The following is a 16,487-nucleotide window of genomic DNA, read 5'->3' on the forward strand; positions in this document are numbered from 1 at the left end:
TTAAATCAGTTAGATATAGAACTAGAGAAAAGAGGACACAAGTTTGTTCGTTTTGCGGATGATTTCTGCATATACGTTAAAAGTAAACGAGCTGGTGAACGTGTTCTTGAGAGCGTTACAAAGTTTTTGGAGAATGAATTAAAGCTGACAGTTAATAAAACTAAAAGTGAAGTAGGGTCTCCGACCAAACTTAAATTTTTAGGGTTCTGTATTCATAGTACTTCCAAAGGTATAGGATGTAGACCTCACTATTCTGCGAAGAAAAGATTCAAAGACAAAATTAAATATAAAACCAGACGAAATAGGACGGGGAGCTTTGAAGATATTGCCAAAGAAATAAATGAAGTGACAGTTGGTTGGATAAATTACTATGGCATTAGCTATATGAAAAAGTTCATTAAGGAAATAGGAATGTGGCTAAATCATCGATTAAGACAACTTATCTGGAAAAGATGGAAGAAAACTAGAACGAAATACTATCAGCTTAGAAGATTAGGTATTCAACATGATGAAGCCTGGAAATTAGCAAATACCCGTAAGGGATATTGGAGAATCTCAAGAAGTGAAACCTTACAAAAAGCAATTAAAATAAATACGCTCATTAAGTGGGGAATAAAAGACCTTAATTTCTTATATGAGCGTCGATACTTAAGTTATTGAACCGCCGTATACGGAACCGTACGTACTGGTGGTGTGAGAGGTCGACTAGTCAATTAATGACTAGTCTCCTACTCGATTATTGTGTGCTGGGCAAGAAGAATAGCAAGCTGTATAAGGGGAGTTGAGAGGTAAATCGAATGCTAACAGTCCTTCATTAATTCTCTATTACAAAATTTACTACTATAAAATAATATAAATCTCTTATATAATTTAATAGATATCAAAAAACTATTAGATTTGAGGCGATTATATTGCAGAAAATCAATAAATATATACAAAATACTTTAGTTGCGATCATGATGGCCTGTTCTATCACTGCATTATTTAGCTCAACATCATTCGCTTGGGCAAAAATTGAATTCATACAAATTCCAATTCTATTTATTATAAATTTCATAATTTCATTATTTATCGCTGAAGATGTTCGAAATAGCTTTAAAAAAGTATTGCGATTTGAAAAAAGAGCAGACAAACGACCAATTTGGGAAGTCGGAGTCGGTATGATTTTCTTCTTTGTACAAATTGGATTAGTCGAAGTATTTTTCCGTTCATTAATGACACCAGATCTAGGTGGTATGCCGCTTTATATTGTGTTCTCATTTATGAACGCCTTTTTAGCAACGGTTATTTACGAAGAAATCGTCTATGCTTCAATCGCTAAACCAGGTAACCCTAACAAAACAACTGTTAAATAACGTTGTACCTAATAAATCATAGAATTGACGTCCAAAATAACACGTATTCATCGAATAAGATGGATACGTGTTTTATAATAGAATTAAATGTGTTTTCACGTTAAAGTAAAACTATGAATGAGACTTGTACATACGTGACAAAAAGGAGATTACAATGGCAAAAGAAAAATTACTATTACTCGATGGAAATAGTTTAGCTTATCGTGCGTTTTTTGCATTACCACTCTTAACAAATGATAGTGGAATTCATACAAATGCAGTTTATGGCTTTACGACAATGCTTCAAAAAATCTTAGAAGAAGAAAAACCGACAAAAATGCTAGTTGCCTTTGATGCTGGAAAAACAACATTCCGACATGAGTCTTTTGACGAATATAAAGGTGGACGTCAAAAAACACCACCGGAATTATCAGAGCAATTTCCTTACCTAAGAAAATTAATCGACGCTTATCAAATTAAACGTTATGAGCTTCCAATGTATGAAGCGGATGATATTATCGGAACTTTAGCTAAACAAGCGGAAAAAGATAATATGGAAGTCATCATCGTTTCGGGAGATAAAGACTTAACACAACTTGCAACAGATAAAGTAACAGTATATATAACGAGAAAAGGTATGACGGATATTGAGCAATATACACCAGCTCATATTGAAGAGAAGTACGGACTTACACCTGAACAAATTATCGATATGAAAGGTCTTATGGGTGATACTTCGGATAATATTCCAGGTGTTCCTGGAGTTGGTGAAAAAACTGCAATTAAATTGTTAAAAGAGTATAGCACTGTGGAGAATCTATACGAAAATATAGAAGGTATGAAAGCTTCAAAATTGAAAGAAAAGCTTATTGCGAATGAAGAACAAGCAAAAATGTCTAAAAAGCTTGCGACTATCTTTACAGAAGCACCGATAGAGATTACTCTTGCAGATTTGGATTACCCAGGTCCCGACGAACAAGAGGTATTAAATGTATGGCAGGAATTATCCTTCAAGTCCCTTATTGAAAAAAGTAACTTTGAGGTAGAAGAAAAGGAAACTGCTGCTCTTGAATTTGAAATAGTTGAAAACGTAACTTCTGATTTATTAAAAGATGTTATGGCCGTTCATCTAGAAATTGAAAATGAACATTACCATTCATGTCGATTATTTGGACTAGCATTTACTGATGGGACAAAAACGTTCTATGTTCCATTCGAAGCAATGCAACAAAACGAAGTCATTAAATCTTGGTTAGAAGATGACTCAAAGAAAAAATATATGTCGGATAGTAAAGCTGCTCAAGCAATTTTAAAACGAAATGGTATTGAGCTAGCAGGTGTTGAATTTGATTTACTTTTAGCTTCCTATATCGTTAACCCTTCAATTTCTGGAGATGACGTAGCTACACTTGCGAAAGAATTTAATTTTACTGACGTACAAGCAAATGAAACAATCTACGGTAAAGGTGCAAAATGGTCGATTCCAGATGTAAAAGTACTTGCAGAACACGTTAGCCGTAAAGCTTTTGCTATTTGGAAGCTACAACCAATTGTTGAAGATAAATTAAAAGAAAATGAACAATTCGATTTATATTATGATTTAGAATTACCTCTTGCAGCTATTTTAGGAAAAATGGAAAGTGAAGGAATTAAAGTTGATTTTGCTACATTAGAAAAAATGGGCGAAGAATTAACGCAGAAAATTTCACAGCTTGAAGAAGAAATTTACAAACTAGCTGGAGAAAAATTTAATATTAACTCTCCAAAACAATTAGGTGTTATTTTATTTGAAAAACTTGAGCTACCAGCAATTAAGAAAACGAAGACAGGTTATTCTACTGCAGCTGATGTATTAGAAAAATTAAAATCAAAACATCAAATTGTAGCTAGCATTTTAGATTATCGTACACTTGCGAAACTACAATCGACTTATATTGAAGGATTAATGAAGGAAATTCACAAAGATGATAGTAAAGTGCATACAAGATATCAACAAGCACTTACTGCAACAGGAAGACTTAGCTCTACTGATCCGAATCTGCAAAATATCCCGATTCGATTAGAAGAAGGACGTCGTATTAGACAAGCATTTACACCATCTCAAGATGGATGGGTATTGTTCGCGTCCGACTATTCACAAATTGAACTTCGAGTGCTTGCGCATTATTCAAAAGATGAAGGACTAATTGAAGCCTTTAATGAAGGAATGGATATCCATACAAAGACAGCGATGGATGTATTCCATGTATCGGCTGATGAAGTTACATCTAATATGCGCCGTACTGCTAAAGCTGTAAACTTTGGTATTGTATATGGTATTAGTGATTACGGACTTTCTCAAAGTTTAGATATTACACGTAAAGAAGCTGGTGAATTTATTGAAAGATATTTAACTAGTTTCCCGGGTGTAAAAGAATATATGGACTCCATTGTACAGCAAGCAAAATTAAATGGTTATGTAACGACAATTTTAAATCGCCGTCGTTATTTACCTGATATTACAAGTTCAAACTTTAACTTACGTAGTTTTGCAGAACGTACTGCAATGAACACGCCAATACAAGGTAGCGCAGCAGACATTATTAAAAAAGCGATGATCGATATGGATGCTCGCTTAAAAGAAGAAGGCTTAAAAACGAAGATGTTACTACAAGTACACGATGAATTAATCTTCGAAGCACCAAAAGAAGAAATCGAAATTTTAGAACGTATTGTTCCAGAAGTAATGGAAAATGCAATCCAACTATTAGTACCATTAAAAGTGGAATATTCGTATGGGAATACATGGTACGACGCAAAGTAAGGAAGTGATCAGATGCCTGAATTACCAGAAGTAGAAGGTGTCGTCCGCGAACTAGCACCAGCTGTAGAAGGTAAAACTGTTAAAAAAGTAGAGTTTTCGAAAACGGTTTATGAATCTTGTGCAGCTGGTAAGCAATGTATTGTAAAAAATTTAGAGCCATCTTTTTTAGAAGAAGCTATGCAGGATATGTTCATTAAAAAAGTAACGAGAAGATCCAAATATATTTATTTTGAAGTAGAAAAAAATCATCAACCATTTTTATTTGTAAATCATTTAGGAATGACTGGTGCATGGTTCGTTGTTCATAGTTTGAATGAAATTCATGAAGAAAAATTCAGAAAGCACGTGCATGCTGTTTTCACTTTAGATTCAGGAGAATTACTAGTCTTTTCTGATATAAGACGATTTGGTGAGATGCGATTATTAACAACTTTAGAAGACCACCCACCACTATTAGAAATGGCTCCTGAACCATTTGATGAAGAGGCATGTACCTATTTTTTAGAGAAATGTAAATTGCCTAAATACCAATCAAAACCAATTAAAGAAGTCATTATGGATGGGCAAGTCATTTCTGGTTGTGGCAACATTTATGCAACAGAAGCATTGTTTAAAATGGGGATCTATCCTGCTAGAAAAGTTAGTCGAATTAGTAAAGAACGTAAAATTCAATTGTTTGAAACGATCCGAGATATTCTTCGTGAAAGCATTGAAAATGGTGGTTCTACTATTTCAGATTATCGAAATATAAATGGTGAAGCAGGTGGTATGCAACACCGTTTAAAAATGTATGGAAAAAAACAATGCAGTGCATGTGGCTCAATTACGAAATCGATGACTATTGGTGGGCGGACTTCTGTTTATTGTCCTCAATGTCAACACTAAAAAGGTGTGTTTACGAGAATGATTATTGGATTAACGGGAAGTATTGCTAGTGGGAAAAGTACTGTAGCTAAGATGTTAAAAGAATACGGATTACCGATTGTAGATGCAGATGTAGTTGCGCGAGTTGTCGTGGAACCTGGAACGGAAACATTAGCAAAAATCGCTGAGGCTTTCGGACAAGACGTAATCACTGAAAACGGCGAGATGGATCGGGCAAAAGTAGGATCTATCATTTTCAATGATGAAACAAAACGCAAAGTGCTTAACGAAATTATTCACCCAGCTATTCGTGCAGAAATGTTACGTCAGCGAGATGAGCATTTAGCAAATGGTGCGAAAACGGTAATTATGGATATTCCATTATTGTTTGAGAGTAAGTTACAACATTTTGTTGAGAAAATTTTAGTTGTCACTGTATCGGAAGAAACACAACTAAAACGTTTGATGGAAAGAAATAATTTAAGTAAAGAAGAGGCCATTGCGCGCATAAGCTCCCAACTCCCTTTATCTGAAAAAGAAAACGGTGCAGATGCGGTAATTGATAATAATGGTTCATTTGAAGAAACCCAAAAACAACTTGAAACAATCTTACGTAATTGGGAAGTCATTTAATAGTTAAAATAACATAGATAAATTTAAGGTCGGCTTATGCCGGCCTTTTTTTAAAAAATTTCATTATTTTACATAAAAGTAAAACGTATGAACTTTGAGCTTCGTCTATTCATTAAAGGCAGGAAGGAGGATTGTATATGAATAAAGTTTTGGATGAGCGGGATTTTCAACAAATCATGCACGAGCATGCCGATTATTTATTAAGATTAGCATTCCTTTACGTAAAAGACTGGCCTGCTGCTGAAGATATTGTTCAAGATGTATTTATCACATATTATCAAAAGTTTGAGCAGTTTGAAGAACGCTCATCGGTTAAAACCTATTTATCAAAAATTACTGTAAACAAATGCAAAGACTACTTAAAAAGTTGGCGATACCGAATGCAAGTCTTAACAAATAGTTTTTCGGTTAGACCGAAAAACAATCCAAATAGATTAGTTGAGAAAGATGAAAGATTAGAGCTTGCAAAAGCGGTATTGCAGTTACCTTTAAAATATCGAGAAGTGATCATTTATTATTATTTCGAGGAATTATCTTTAATTGAAGTAGCACAACAATTAAATCTATCAGAAAACACAGTTAAAACGCGACTTCGTAAAGCTCGTATTCTCTTAAAAGATGAATTGAAAAACAATCAATGGGAGGTGCTTCTCCATGAATGAAATAAAAAAACAGCTACTTGCTAAGATGGGCGATACTACTGAAAAAAAATATAGTGTAATCAAACGTGTGAATGATTCGCTTGATTCTAAACCTCAAAAAGTGAAGAAATTTGCTTGGGGTTATTATATAACATTCGCCTCTTTCGTAGGAATATTCATTTTAGGTCTCATATTCTTACCAAATTTGTTGAATGAACAATCGGCAATCAATGATGAAGATCCTTCGGAAGTTGACCCAGTAACTGATCCAATGGATGATACTGGTTATTACGAAGAACTTAAACAATTCTTTCCACCTGATGGTACCGTCGCAACCTATGATGTTGTCGACTTTTATGCTACTGGTTCGATTGTGACAACGAAATGGTTAAGTGATCGATATGTACTACAAGTTAGTAAAGGAATTAATTGTCCTGAGTGTAGTAAAGATGGAAAAGGCTTAATTTATCGAATAACAAATGAGCAAATTGAATTAATTAATGATGGGGATTCACGGGAAGATTGGACAATTGAAGAGTTAGATTCATTACCAACTCTATCTGTAATTTTTAAAGCACCAATTGAAGTCGGCACACAGTTTAATGGATTACAAATTACGAGTACAAATGCAACAGTATCTACTAAATATGGTGATTTTACGAATGCCATTTTAATTGAAGAAATTGAGGGTTACGAATATGAATATGCAGTTGATGATGAGTTCGATTTTAAAAAATATTATGTTCCTGGATACGGAATTGTAAAAACAGATGTTAATAGTCAGCATTCAGGAAGTTCTGAACTTGTTTCCATTTCTTTCGGCAACGAAATATCACAAGAAAACGACTACAGTGACCTTTTAAAATCCTACTTCTTCCCACCTGAAGATTTAGACTTATTTTTCATTGGTGGTTTTGAAAATAGTGGGGTAAAAGTTCAAACTAAATGGCTAAGTGAAAAATTTGTTCAGCAAATTTCATATCACGGCGGCGGTACTATAGAAAAAATATATAAAATAACAAACAATCAAATTGAGATCATTTATGAAACTATGATTGATGGATCTACACCTTCAAACATGACAATAGGGGAATTAGAACAATTGCCAACAATAGACATTGTTATGAAAGCTCCGTTTACTGTAGGAGATGTATTTGGTGAGTATACATTGATTGATACGAATGGTGAAGTAGGAACGATGTATTCCACATTTGAAAATGTAATAGTATTAGAATCAGAAACAGAAAACTACCTTTCAAGGAAATACTATGCTATTGGATTTGGCGAAGTGAAGATTGAATCTATGTTTTATAATGAAGAAACTGGGCAATATGAAGAAGGAGTTACGACAGAACTTTCATCCATTGACCAAATCATGAATGAAGTAGTTGGTAATTATCTCTTTAGAGTATTTGAAGAAGAACAGTACAACTATAACTCAATTGATGAAGATGAAATTTCACCTTTAAATACAAAGCGAGCAATTCTTCACGGTAGAGCTGATTTTGAAGGATTAAATCGTCTTGTAATAGAAGATTTAGAAACAGGCAAATTTACAATTTATAAATATCGATACGAAGGTGAACAAAATACACCAAAGGATATCAAATGGATTGACGAAGAAAGACTATTTGTCATTATAGGATATGGATACGGTACTATAACGAAGGGTGGTTCCCTGTATATACTAAACGTAAAAGACCATTCCATCACACCAGTTTTTGAAAACATATTTGAAAATAATGGCAAAGAAGAAATAATGTCAATTGAAGCAAATGGTGACGGAACATTCACGTACAAAAAACATATCTATGATGACGCTGAATTTAATGTTGGTCATATTGAAGAAGGTTCGATTACTCCATAAATTAATCAGATAACTAAAACTTGGTTCCTAAAAAGGAGCCAAGTTTTTTTATTTTTTAACATAAAGAACGCTGTTTTAACAAATTCTTAACATAGAGCAGCATTTTATTATGTGAAATAATATGTTCACATTCAATTTAATGTGTTATACTATTTTGGAGAAAAGTAAAACATAATATGATAACCAATCACAGGAGGCTTTTAAACTTATGACAGTTTCTATTGCAATTAATGGTTTTGGCCGTATTGGCCGTATGGTATTCCGTCAAGCAATCGTTCAAGACGATTTAAATATTGTAGCAGTAAATGCAAGTTACCCAGCTGAAACATTAGCACATTTAATTAAGTATGACACTAATCACGGTAAATTTGAAGGTACGATTGAAGTAGCTGAAAACGCTTTAATCGTAAATGGCAAACATATCGTACTACTTAGCGAGCGTGATCCATTACAATTACCTTGGAAAGATATGGGCGTTGATATCGTTATTGAAGCTACAGGTAAATTTAATGAGAGAGACAAAGCTGCTAAGCATTTAGAAGCTGGTGCGAAAAAAGTAATTTTAACAGCTCCAGGTAAAAATGAAGATGTAACAATTGTTATGGGTGTTAATGATGAATTGTTAGATGTTAACAATCACCATGTTATTTCAAATGCCTCTTGTACGACTAACTGTTTAGCTCCTGTAGCTAAAGTTCTAAATGATACATTCGGAATTGAAAATGGTTTAATGACAACTGTACATGCTTATACAAACGACCAAAAAAATATCGACAATCCACATAAAGATTTACGCCGTGCGCGTGCTGCTGCAGAGTCAATTATCCCTACTTCAACTGGGGCTGCAAAAGCATTAGCATTAGTATTACCTGAGTTAAAAGGTAAAATCCACGGTTTAGCTTTACGTGTACCAACTCCTAACGTATCTTTAGTTGACCTTGTTGTAGATTTACAAAAAGATGTTACTGTAGAAGAAGTGAATGAAGCATTCATCAAAGCTGCTGAAGGTCCAATGAAAGGCATTTTAAACTTCACTACAGAACCTTTAGTATCAAGTGATTACAATACAACAACTTACTCTTCAACAATTGATGGTCCGTTAACGATGGTTATGGGCACAAGAAAAGTTAAGGTATTAGCTTGGTACGATAATGAGTGGGGTTACTCAGCACGTGTAGTTGACTTAACGAAAAAAGTGGTAAATCAATTAAAAACTGCTGTTACAAATTAATATCGTTTCATCGAATATATATTGCCGGTTCAATTTTCATTGAACCGGATTTTTCATTTCCATCATTTTATCCTATAAAAATAGTAAAAAATCATATATAATAAACCTCTGCAAAAGAAACGAAAGTGTATTTTTTATATAGATTAATATTTGATATAATAGTATTACGATACTAGAGAAATAGGAGTTTAAAAACTATGAGATGTCCAGCTTGTCAATTTAACGGTACGCGAGTTGTAGATTCAAGACCTGTTGATGACAATAAAGAAATTCGTAGACGTAGAGAATGTGAATCGTGCTCATATCGTTTTACTACTTTTGAGAGAATTGAAGAGACGCCTTTAATCGTTGTGAAAAAAGACGGATCGAGGGAAGAGTTTAGTAGAGAAAAGATATTGCGCGGTCTTATTCGAGCATGCGAAAAACGACCAGTTCCATTAAGTAGACTTGAAGAAATCGTGATCGAAATTGAAAAGCAACTTAGACGAATTGGATACGCGGAAGTTCATTCTGATGCTGTTGGAGAAATGGTAATGGATCACTTAGCGAAAGTTGATGAAGTGGCTTACGTACGTTTTGCATCTGTTTACCGACAATTTAAAGATATCAATGTCTTTATTCAAGAACTAAAAGAAATTTTACACAGACAATCAGACGTGAAGTAATAATTTGGGAGGGAATTGTTGAATGGTTCATTTGTATAAAGAATTACAACCTGCGGATCATTTTGAAATAAGTATCCCTCAGTTTTTATCTGCACATGAGCGTCAACTTATTACATTATTTTATCAGCCATTAACAGGGTTAGAGGCAATTTGTTTCTACAATACACTTTGGGCTGAAGGTGAAGAAGGTTCAAACATTACATTTAATCATTATCATTTAATGAATGTTTTAAATATGCCGATTGGGAAAGTATTTGAAGCGCGAATCACATTAGAAGCGATTGGTTTATTGCGAACTTATCGTAAAGATACGATCGATGGCCGTTCGTTTATATATGAGTTAATGCGTCCAATTGAAGCGCAAAGTTTTTTCCAAGATCCATTACTATCAATGTTTTTATATAGCAAGATTGGTGAACAGGCTTATCGTAATTTAAAAACGCGTTATTTAAAGCCAAATAAAACTGAATCTTATACAGAAGTTTCTCGTACTTTCGTTGACGTTTTTAAACCTGTACATAAGAACGTACCAAAAGATTTACAAGTGAGCGGTACAACTAGAAAAAAAGATGTTCCTTTCTATTATCATCAATTTGATTTCAATCTTTTATTTTCCGGTTTGTCTGAACATTTAGTTCCTACCAGTGCAATTACACCAGAAGTTCGAGAATCTATTGCGAAACTTGCTTTTTTATATCAGTTAACACCTCTAGATATGCAAAAAGTAGTTATTCTAGCGATAGATGAAAATTTAAAAATAGAAGATGAACGTTTAAAAAAAGCTGCACTTGAATATTATCAGTTAACGATTTCGAAGGATTTACCAAATTTCTCAAAAACTTTTGAAGAGTCAAAACAGGAAAAAGAAAGTACTCCTTCCAAAGAACAAGAGTTACTACACTACTATGAAACAACAAGTCCAATTGACCATTTAAGAAATTTAAATAATGGGAAAGAACCGACTCCTTATATTCGTGAATTAGTCGAAAATTTATTCATTAAACACGGCATGAATCCTGGTGTAGTAAATGTTTTAATCGACTACGTGATGTTACAAACTGACAAAAAACTGCCTAAAAACTTTGTTGAGACGATTGCAGACCATTGGAATCGAAAAAATATCCGAACTGCTCAAGAAGCGATGGAGTTTGCTCGTTTAGAACACGACAAATATAATAATAAAACACCGCAACAGCCTGAATTAATACAAGTGAAAAATCCATATGATTCATTTAATGTTTATGAATTTTTAAAATATATCAATGAAGGAAAAGAACCATTTGATTATATTGTAAAAATTGCGGATTCATTGGTGAAATATCATGGTTTATCTGTACCGGTTGTCAATGTTTTAATGGAATATGCAATTAAACAGACAGATGGGAAAGTAAGTAAGAAGTTTGTTGAGACAATTGCTAGCAACTGGATCACGCTAAATATTCAAACATCAGATGATGCGTTAGCTCAAATTCAGAAAACAAAAGATGAAAAACAATCGAAGAGAGAATTGCTGTTTAATGCTAGAATTACGAATGAGAATATACAACAATTCACAGCTATTCCAGAAGATTTAGATGAAGATTATCAATACTACGAATCGACTCCACCATATCAGTTCTTAAAAAATTATTATAAAGGGAACGAACCATTCCCAATGACGGTTAAATTGGCAGAGGATCTAGTCATTGTATATGGCTTGCCAGTTGGTGTAGTTAATGTATTAACTGAATATGTATTAACTACACAAAATGGTCAATTCCCGAAACGACTTGTTGATACGATTGCAAGTAGTTGGAGACAATTAGGAATTCAAACGGCACAAGGCGCAATTGACTATGTACTTCAACAAAAAGAAGCAAAAGATCTGCATAGTAAACTGGGATATGTTCCTAAAATTACGCCAGAGTCTATTATTAAAGTGGAGACAGTACGAAAAGAATGGCAAGGTTATGCTAGTCTAACGCCATATGAATTCTTAAAGCATCTTAATAAGGGAATGGAACCACTTTCTTCACATGTTCGTCTTGCTGAAAGCTTAGTTTTAAAATTCGGATTAACAGTTGGTGTAACGAACGTGTTAATTGAATATGTGTATTCTTTAAAGTCAGGACAATTGCCAAAGAAATATGTTGAAGTAATTGCAAATGATTGGAGAAATAAACAAATTCAAACTGTTGAACAAGCTAAAAATAATATAGAGAACCAAGAAAAGAAAGTAGAAATGCGAGAGAAAGTTGGTTATATTCCAACTATTACTGAAGATGGGCTAAACCGACTTAACAAAGAACGCAATATTGACCCTATGTATTCAAAATATGAATCTGTTACGCCATATCAATTCTTAAAGAATTTGAATAATGGGATCGAACCTTACGGACAACACGTTCGATTAGCTGAATCGCTTGTACATCGATTTGACTTACCTGTTGGTGTCGCAAACGTATTAATTGAATATGTTTTAGAAGTAAATGATGGGAAACTACCGACAAAATTCACTGAAACGATTGCTGCTGATTGGCGATACAAAGGTGTCATAGGTACTGGTCAAGCACTTGAAATTGCAAAAGAGTCCGTAGAAAGTCGTAAGCAAAGACAGTTAAATAAAGAACTGAATCCTTTCGGTGCAAAACAAGTTATGCCATTACCAAAATGGTATAATGATCGAAATAAGTCACCAGAAGAACATCAACTAGAGCATGATGAACAAATTGACTTTGAAAAAGAGCGAAAGCGCATTTTAGAAAAGCTTGGGAATAAGAATTAGTAGGTGAGGAAAATCGAACCAATAAGTGAAGCACTAAAACGAGTAGCAAACATCCCTTCATTTCAAGAACGTTATGAGAAGATGAAAATGGAAATATTGGGACATCCGGAAATCCAACAGCTACTAAGTGATAGTAATTTAGAAATAACCGAACAGTTTATCCAACAAAATTTGCCGACATTTCATGAATATATCAATCAATCCCATACTTGCTGTGGTGCACAGGGGACTGACCAGTGTACAAATTATTTAAATGGTTTTCTCCCAACGATTGCTATTAGAAATGGGAAGGTTGAATTAAACTATGTGCCATGTCAGCAAAAACTGATTGAAGACGAACAGCGTGAAGTGAAACGCATGTTAAGAAGCTTCCATATCTCTTCGGATATATTAAACGCTAGTCTTAGCAATATGGATATGGATTCAAAAGCTCGTTTAGAAATCGCAGAATATGCGACAGATTTTATAAACGAATATAAAGAAACAAATACTCTTCCGAGAAAAGGGTTATACTTACATGGATTGTATGGCACAGGTAAATCTTATATTTTAGGCGCATTAGCAAATGAATTTACCAAGCTGAAAATTCAAACAGCCATACTTTTCGTACCCGAATTTTTCAGAGAGTTAAAGTCTAGCTTAAATGATGGTACCTACGAAGAAAAGGTAGATTTTATTAAAAAAGTGCCGATATTAATGCTAGATGATTTAGGTGCGGAATCTAATTCTGAATGGACTCGCGATGAAATATTATCTTCGATATTAAATTATCGTATGAGCCAGCATCTACCGATTTTTGTATCTTCGAATTTAAATTACGAGGAATTAGAAAGATTTTATAGTCGTATAACAAAAGGGGATATTGATCCGATTAAGGGATCTAGAATCGTCCAAAGAATTATGGCGATGACTTATCCATTTGAACTAATAACAAATCGAAAACGTCAATAAATTTTTTCTAGTTGCATTTTTCAAAATTCGAGCGTATACTACGTTAATAGTTATTATCATAAATTTTATTATCCATGCTTTGATGAGGACAACAAGTTTGTGAAGCGTACTTTTAGAGAGGGGAGTCTTGGCTGTAAGCTTCCTAGTAACGGCACATTCTTTACTACCTCGGAGCATTAGCGGGGCCAATCCGCTAACGTTAATCGGTACGTTAACCGACCTAGAGCTTCGTCTGAAACTATTACGTTTCGGAAGGAAGAAGGGTGGAACCACGAGCTAACGCGTCGTCCCTTTACCAGGGATGGCGCTTTTTTGTTTTTCTTTCATTCCTCCCAAAAGAGTCAAGTTATGTGTGAATTTCAATCTATTTTAGATTGAACTTGAAAAAATACAAAAAGGAGAGAACAACATGTCAGAAATTATTAAGTTAACATTCCCAGATGGCGCTGTAAAGGAGTTTGCGCGCGGAACAACAACTGAAGACGTAGCAGCTTCTATTAGCCCTGGTCTCCGTAAAAAAGCATTAGCAGGTAAAGTGAATGGTGAGTTAATCGACCTAAAAACACCGATCGAGGTAGATGGTTCAATTGCAATCGTGACTCCAGAATCTGAAGAGGCACTTGAAATTTTACGTCACTCAACAGCACACTTAACAGCACAAGCACTAAAACGTTTATACCCTGGCATTAAATTAGGAATTGGTCCAGTTATCGAAGGTGGGTTCTACTATGATGTTGACGCTCCAGAACCAATTTCTGCTGATGATTTCCCGAAAATCGAAAAAGAAATGAAAAAAATCATTTCAGAAAATCTTGAGATCGAACGTAGAAACGTTTCTCGTGATGAAGCACAAAAAATCTATGAAGAAGTAGGCGACGAATATAAATTAGAACTTCTTGAAGCAATTCCTGCTGATGAGCAAGTCTCAATTTATTATCAAGGTGAATTTTTCGATTTATGCCGTGGTATCCACGTACCATCAACTGGTAAGTTAAAAGAATTTAAATTATTAAGCCTTGCTGGTGCTTACTGGCGCGGTAACTCTGATAATAAAATGCTTCAACGTATTTATGGTACTGCCTTCTTCAAAAAAGAAGATTTAGAACACCATTTAAAAATGCTTGAAGAAGCAAAAGAACGTGACCACCGTAAAATTGGTAAAGAATTAGAATTATTTACTTTATCACAAACAGTAGGTCAAGGCTTACCATTATGGTTACCAAACGGTGCAACAATTCGTCGTATTATTGAGCGTTACATCGTTGATAAAGAAGTAAAACTTGGATATAAACACGTATACACACCCGTACTAGGTTCGAAAAGATTATACGAAACTTCTGGTCACTGGGATCACTACCAAGAAGATATGTTCCCACCAATGGAAATGGATAACGAAACATTAGTTTTACGTCCGATGAACTGTCCACACCACATGGAAGTTTACAAATCATCGATGCATTCTTACCGTCAATTACCAATTCGTATTGGTGAATTAGGAACAATGCACCGTTATGAAAGCTCAGGTGGTCTTTCAGGTTTACAACGTGTACGTGGGATGACTTTAAATGATGCGCATATCTTCGTACGTCCTGACCAAATTAAAGAAGAATTCAAACGTGTTGTTGAATTAATTTTAGATGTATATAAAGATTTTGATTTAAATGATTATAAATTCCGCTTATCTTACCGTGATCCTCAAGATACAGAAAAATATTTTGATGATGACGCAATGTGGGAAAAAGCGCAAAGCATGTTAAAAGAAGCAATGGATGACCTTGGCTTAGATTATTTTGAAGCTGAAGGTGAAGCGGCATTCTACGGGCCGAAATTAGACGTACAAGTAAAAACTGCAATTGGTAAAGAAGAAACATTATCAACAGTTCAACTTGACTTCTTATTACCAGAACGTTTTGATTTAACATATGTTGGTGAAGATGGAAAACAACATCGCCCAGTTGTTATCCACCGTGGTGTTGTATCTACAATGGAACGTTTTGTTGCTTTCTTAATCGAAGAATACAAAGGAGCATTCCCAACATGGTTAGCACCTGTTCAAGTGGAAGTTATCCCAGTTTCAAATGAAGTACATTATGACTATGCTCGTAATGTCGTTGAAAAATTACAAGCAGCTGGACTTCGTGTAGAAATGGATGACCGTGAAGAAAAACTAGGTTACAAAATTCGTGAAGCACAAATGAAGAAAATCCCTTACATGCTTGTACTAGGTGACAAAGAAATGGAAGCTAATTCTGTAAACGTACGTCGCTACGGTTCACAAGATTCAGAAACAGTGGCATTAGATGAATTCGTAAATAATTTAGTTGCTGAAGCACGAAAATAATAATTGAAGCCCGCCTGAAAAACGGGCTTCTAATAAAACTTCGGAGTCATGCTTGTTGAATTTAAATAATGTTAAAATAAAAAATTACGTAAATGAATTGCTCTAGAAAAGAGTCTAGCGTCTCTACCAAGGTTACTATTGGAACTATAATAAGGGGCTAAACATTGATAAAATTGTTCATCGCAATATTTTGATCGACCATATTTTACGTAACATTCATCATGTAATTTACAACAAGCATCCACTGGATTTGTCGGTAATCCGGGACCTGAACATCCTGGACCACAGTACCGATATCCTGGATAACAAAATCCGAATATACTCCGTCTTCTAGCGCTCATTCTAATACCTCTTTTCTTTTTAGATTCGTTATTATAAAATATGACTAGCTCT

At 34.4% G+C, this 16,487-nt stretch carries 13 protein-coding genes; 12 read left to right on the forward strand and 1 reads right to left on the reverse strand.

The features are described 5' to 3' along the window. The 12 genes from ACOQFO_RS01760 to thrS all read left to right on the forward strand — a co-directional run. A partial coding sequence (locus tag ACOQFO_RS01760) for a group II intron maturase-specific domain-containing protein (protein WP_421688000.1) occupies positions 1 to 660 on the forward strand: 660 nt, incomplete at its 5' end. Between the two features lie 251 nt (positions 661 to 911). Next, complete coding sequence (locus ACOQFO_RS01765) at positions 912 to 1,355, forward strand: DNA polymerase I (RefSeq protein WP_421688001.1); 444 nt, start codon at positions 912 to 914, stop codon at positions 1,353 to 1,355. A 154-nt stretch (positions 1,356 to 1,509) separates the two neighbouring features. Beyond that, positions 1,510 to 4,137 carry a DNA polymerase I gene (gene polA / locus ACOQFO_RS01770; protein ID WP_421688002.1) on the forward strand — a complete coding sequence of 876 codons (2,628 nt, stop codon included), beginning with the start codon at positions 1,510 to 1,512 and terminating at the stop codon, positions 4,135 to 4,137. Positions 4,138 to 4,149: 12 nt separating this feature from the next. Further along, positions 4,150 to 5,022 carry a bifunctional DNA-formamidopyrimidine glycosylase/DNA-(apurinic or apyrimidinic site) lyase gene (gene mutM, locus ACOQFO_RS01775; RefSeq protein WP_421688003.1) on the forward strand — a complete coding sequence of 291 codons (873 nt, stop codon included), beginning with the start codon at positions 4,150 to 4,152 and terminating at the stop codon, positions 5,020 to 5,022. Positions 5,023 to 5,040: 18 nt separating this feature from the next. Then, positions 5,041 to 5,634, forward strand: a complete 594-nt coding sequence (gene coaE, locus ACOQFO_RS01780) for a dephospho-CoA kinase (protein ID WP_421688004.1) — start codon at positions 5,041 to 5,043, stop codon at positions 5,632 to 5,634. A 137-nt stretch (positions 5,635 to 5,771) separates the two neighbouring features. Next, positions 5,772 to 6,296 (forward strand): sigma-70 family RNA polymerase sigma factor, encoded by a 525-nt coding sequence (locus ACOQFO_RS01785; protein ID WP_421688005.1) that lies wholly within the window; start codon positions 5,772 to 5,774, stop codon positions 6,294 to 6,296. Then, positions 6,289 to 8,142 carry a DUF4652 domain-containing protein gene (locus ACOQFO_RS01790; protein WP_421688006.1) on the forward strand — a complete coding sequence of 618 codons (1,854 nt, stop codon included), beginning with the start codon at positions 6,289 to 6,291 and terminating at the stop codon, positions 8,140 to 8,142. The genes ACOQFO_RS01785 and ACOQFO_RS01790 overlap by 8 nt, the downstream gene beginning before the upstream one ends. 208 nt (positions 8,143 to 8,350) lie before the next feature. Continuing rightward, complete coding sequence (locus ACOQFO_RS01795; protein WP_421688007.1) at positions 8,351 to 9,373, forward strand: glyceraldehyde-3-phosphate dehydrogenase; 1,023 nt, start codon at positions 8,351 to 8,353, stop codon at positions 9,371 to 9,373. A gap of 197 nt (positions 9,374 to 9,570) precedes the next feature. Beyond that, entirely contained in the window at positions 9,571 to 10,038 is a 468-nt protein-coding gene (gene nrdR / locus ACOQFO_RS01800; protein WP_421688008.1) for a transcriptional regulator NrdR, read from the forward strand. A gap of 22 nt (positions 10,039 to 10,060) precedes the next feature. Continuing rightward, positions 10,061 to 12,802 carry a DnaD domain protein gene (locus ACOQFO_RS01805; protein ID WP_421688009.1) on the forward strand — a complete coding sequence of 914 codons (2,742 nt, stop codon included), beginning with the start codon at positions 10,061 to 10,063 and terminating at the stop codon, positions 12,800 to 12,802. A 3-nt stretch (positions 12,803 to 12,805) separates the two neighbouring features. Beyond that, positions 12,806 to 13,753, forward strand: coding sequence for a primosomal protein DnaI (gene dnaI, locus ACOQFO_RS01810; RefSeq protein ID WP_421688010.1), 948 nt, complete (start codon positions 12,806 to 12,808; stop codon positions 13,751 to 13,753). Between the two features lie 409 nt (positions 13,754 to 14,162). Then, a complete protein-coding gene (gene thrS, locus ACOQFO_RS01815; RefSeq protein ID WP_421688011.1) occupies positions 14,163 to 16,094 on the forward strand; it encodes a threonine--tRNA ligase in 1,932 nt (643 codons plus the stop codon). A gap of 71 nt (positions 16,095 to 16,165) precedes the next feature. On the opposite strand, the gene ACOQFO_RS01820 is transcribed toward thrS, so the two are convergent. Further along, a complete protein-coding gene (locus tag ACOQFO_RS01820; RefSeq protein ID WP_421688012.1) occupies positions 16,166 to 16,435 on the reverse strand; it encodes a Parvovirus coat protein VP1-like protein in 270 nt (89 codons plus the stop codon). Positions 16,436 to 16,487 lie beyond the last annotated feature (52 nt).

Source organism: Ureibacillus sp. MALMAid1270 (assembly GCF_049202975.1).
Classification (GTDB): domain Bacteria; phylum Bacillota; class Bacilli; order Bacillales_A; family Planococcaceae; genus Ureibacillus.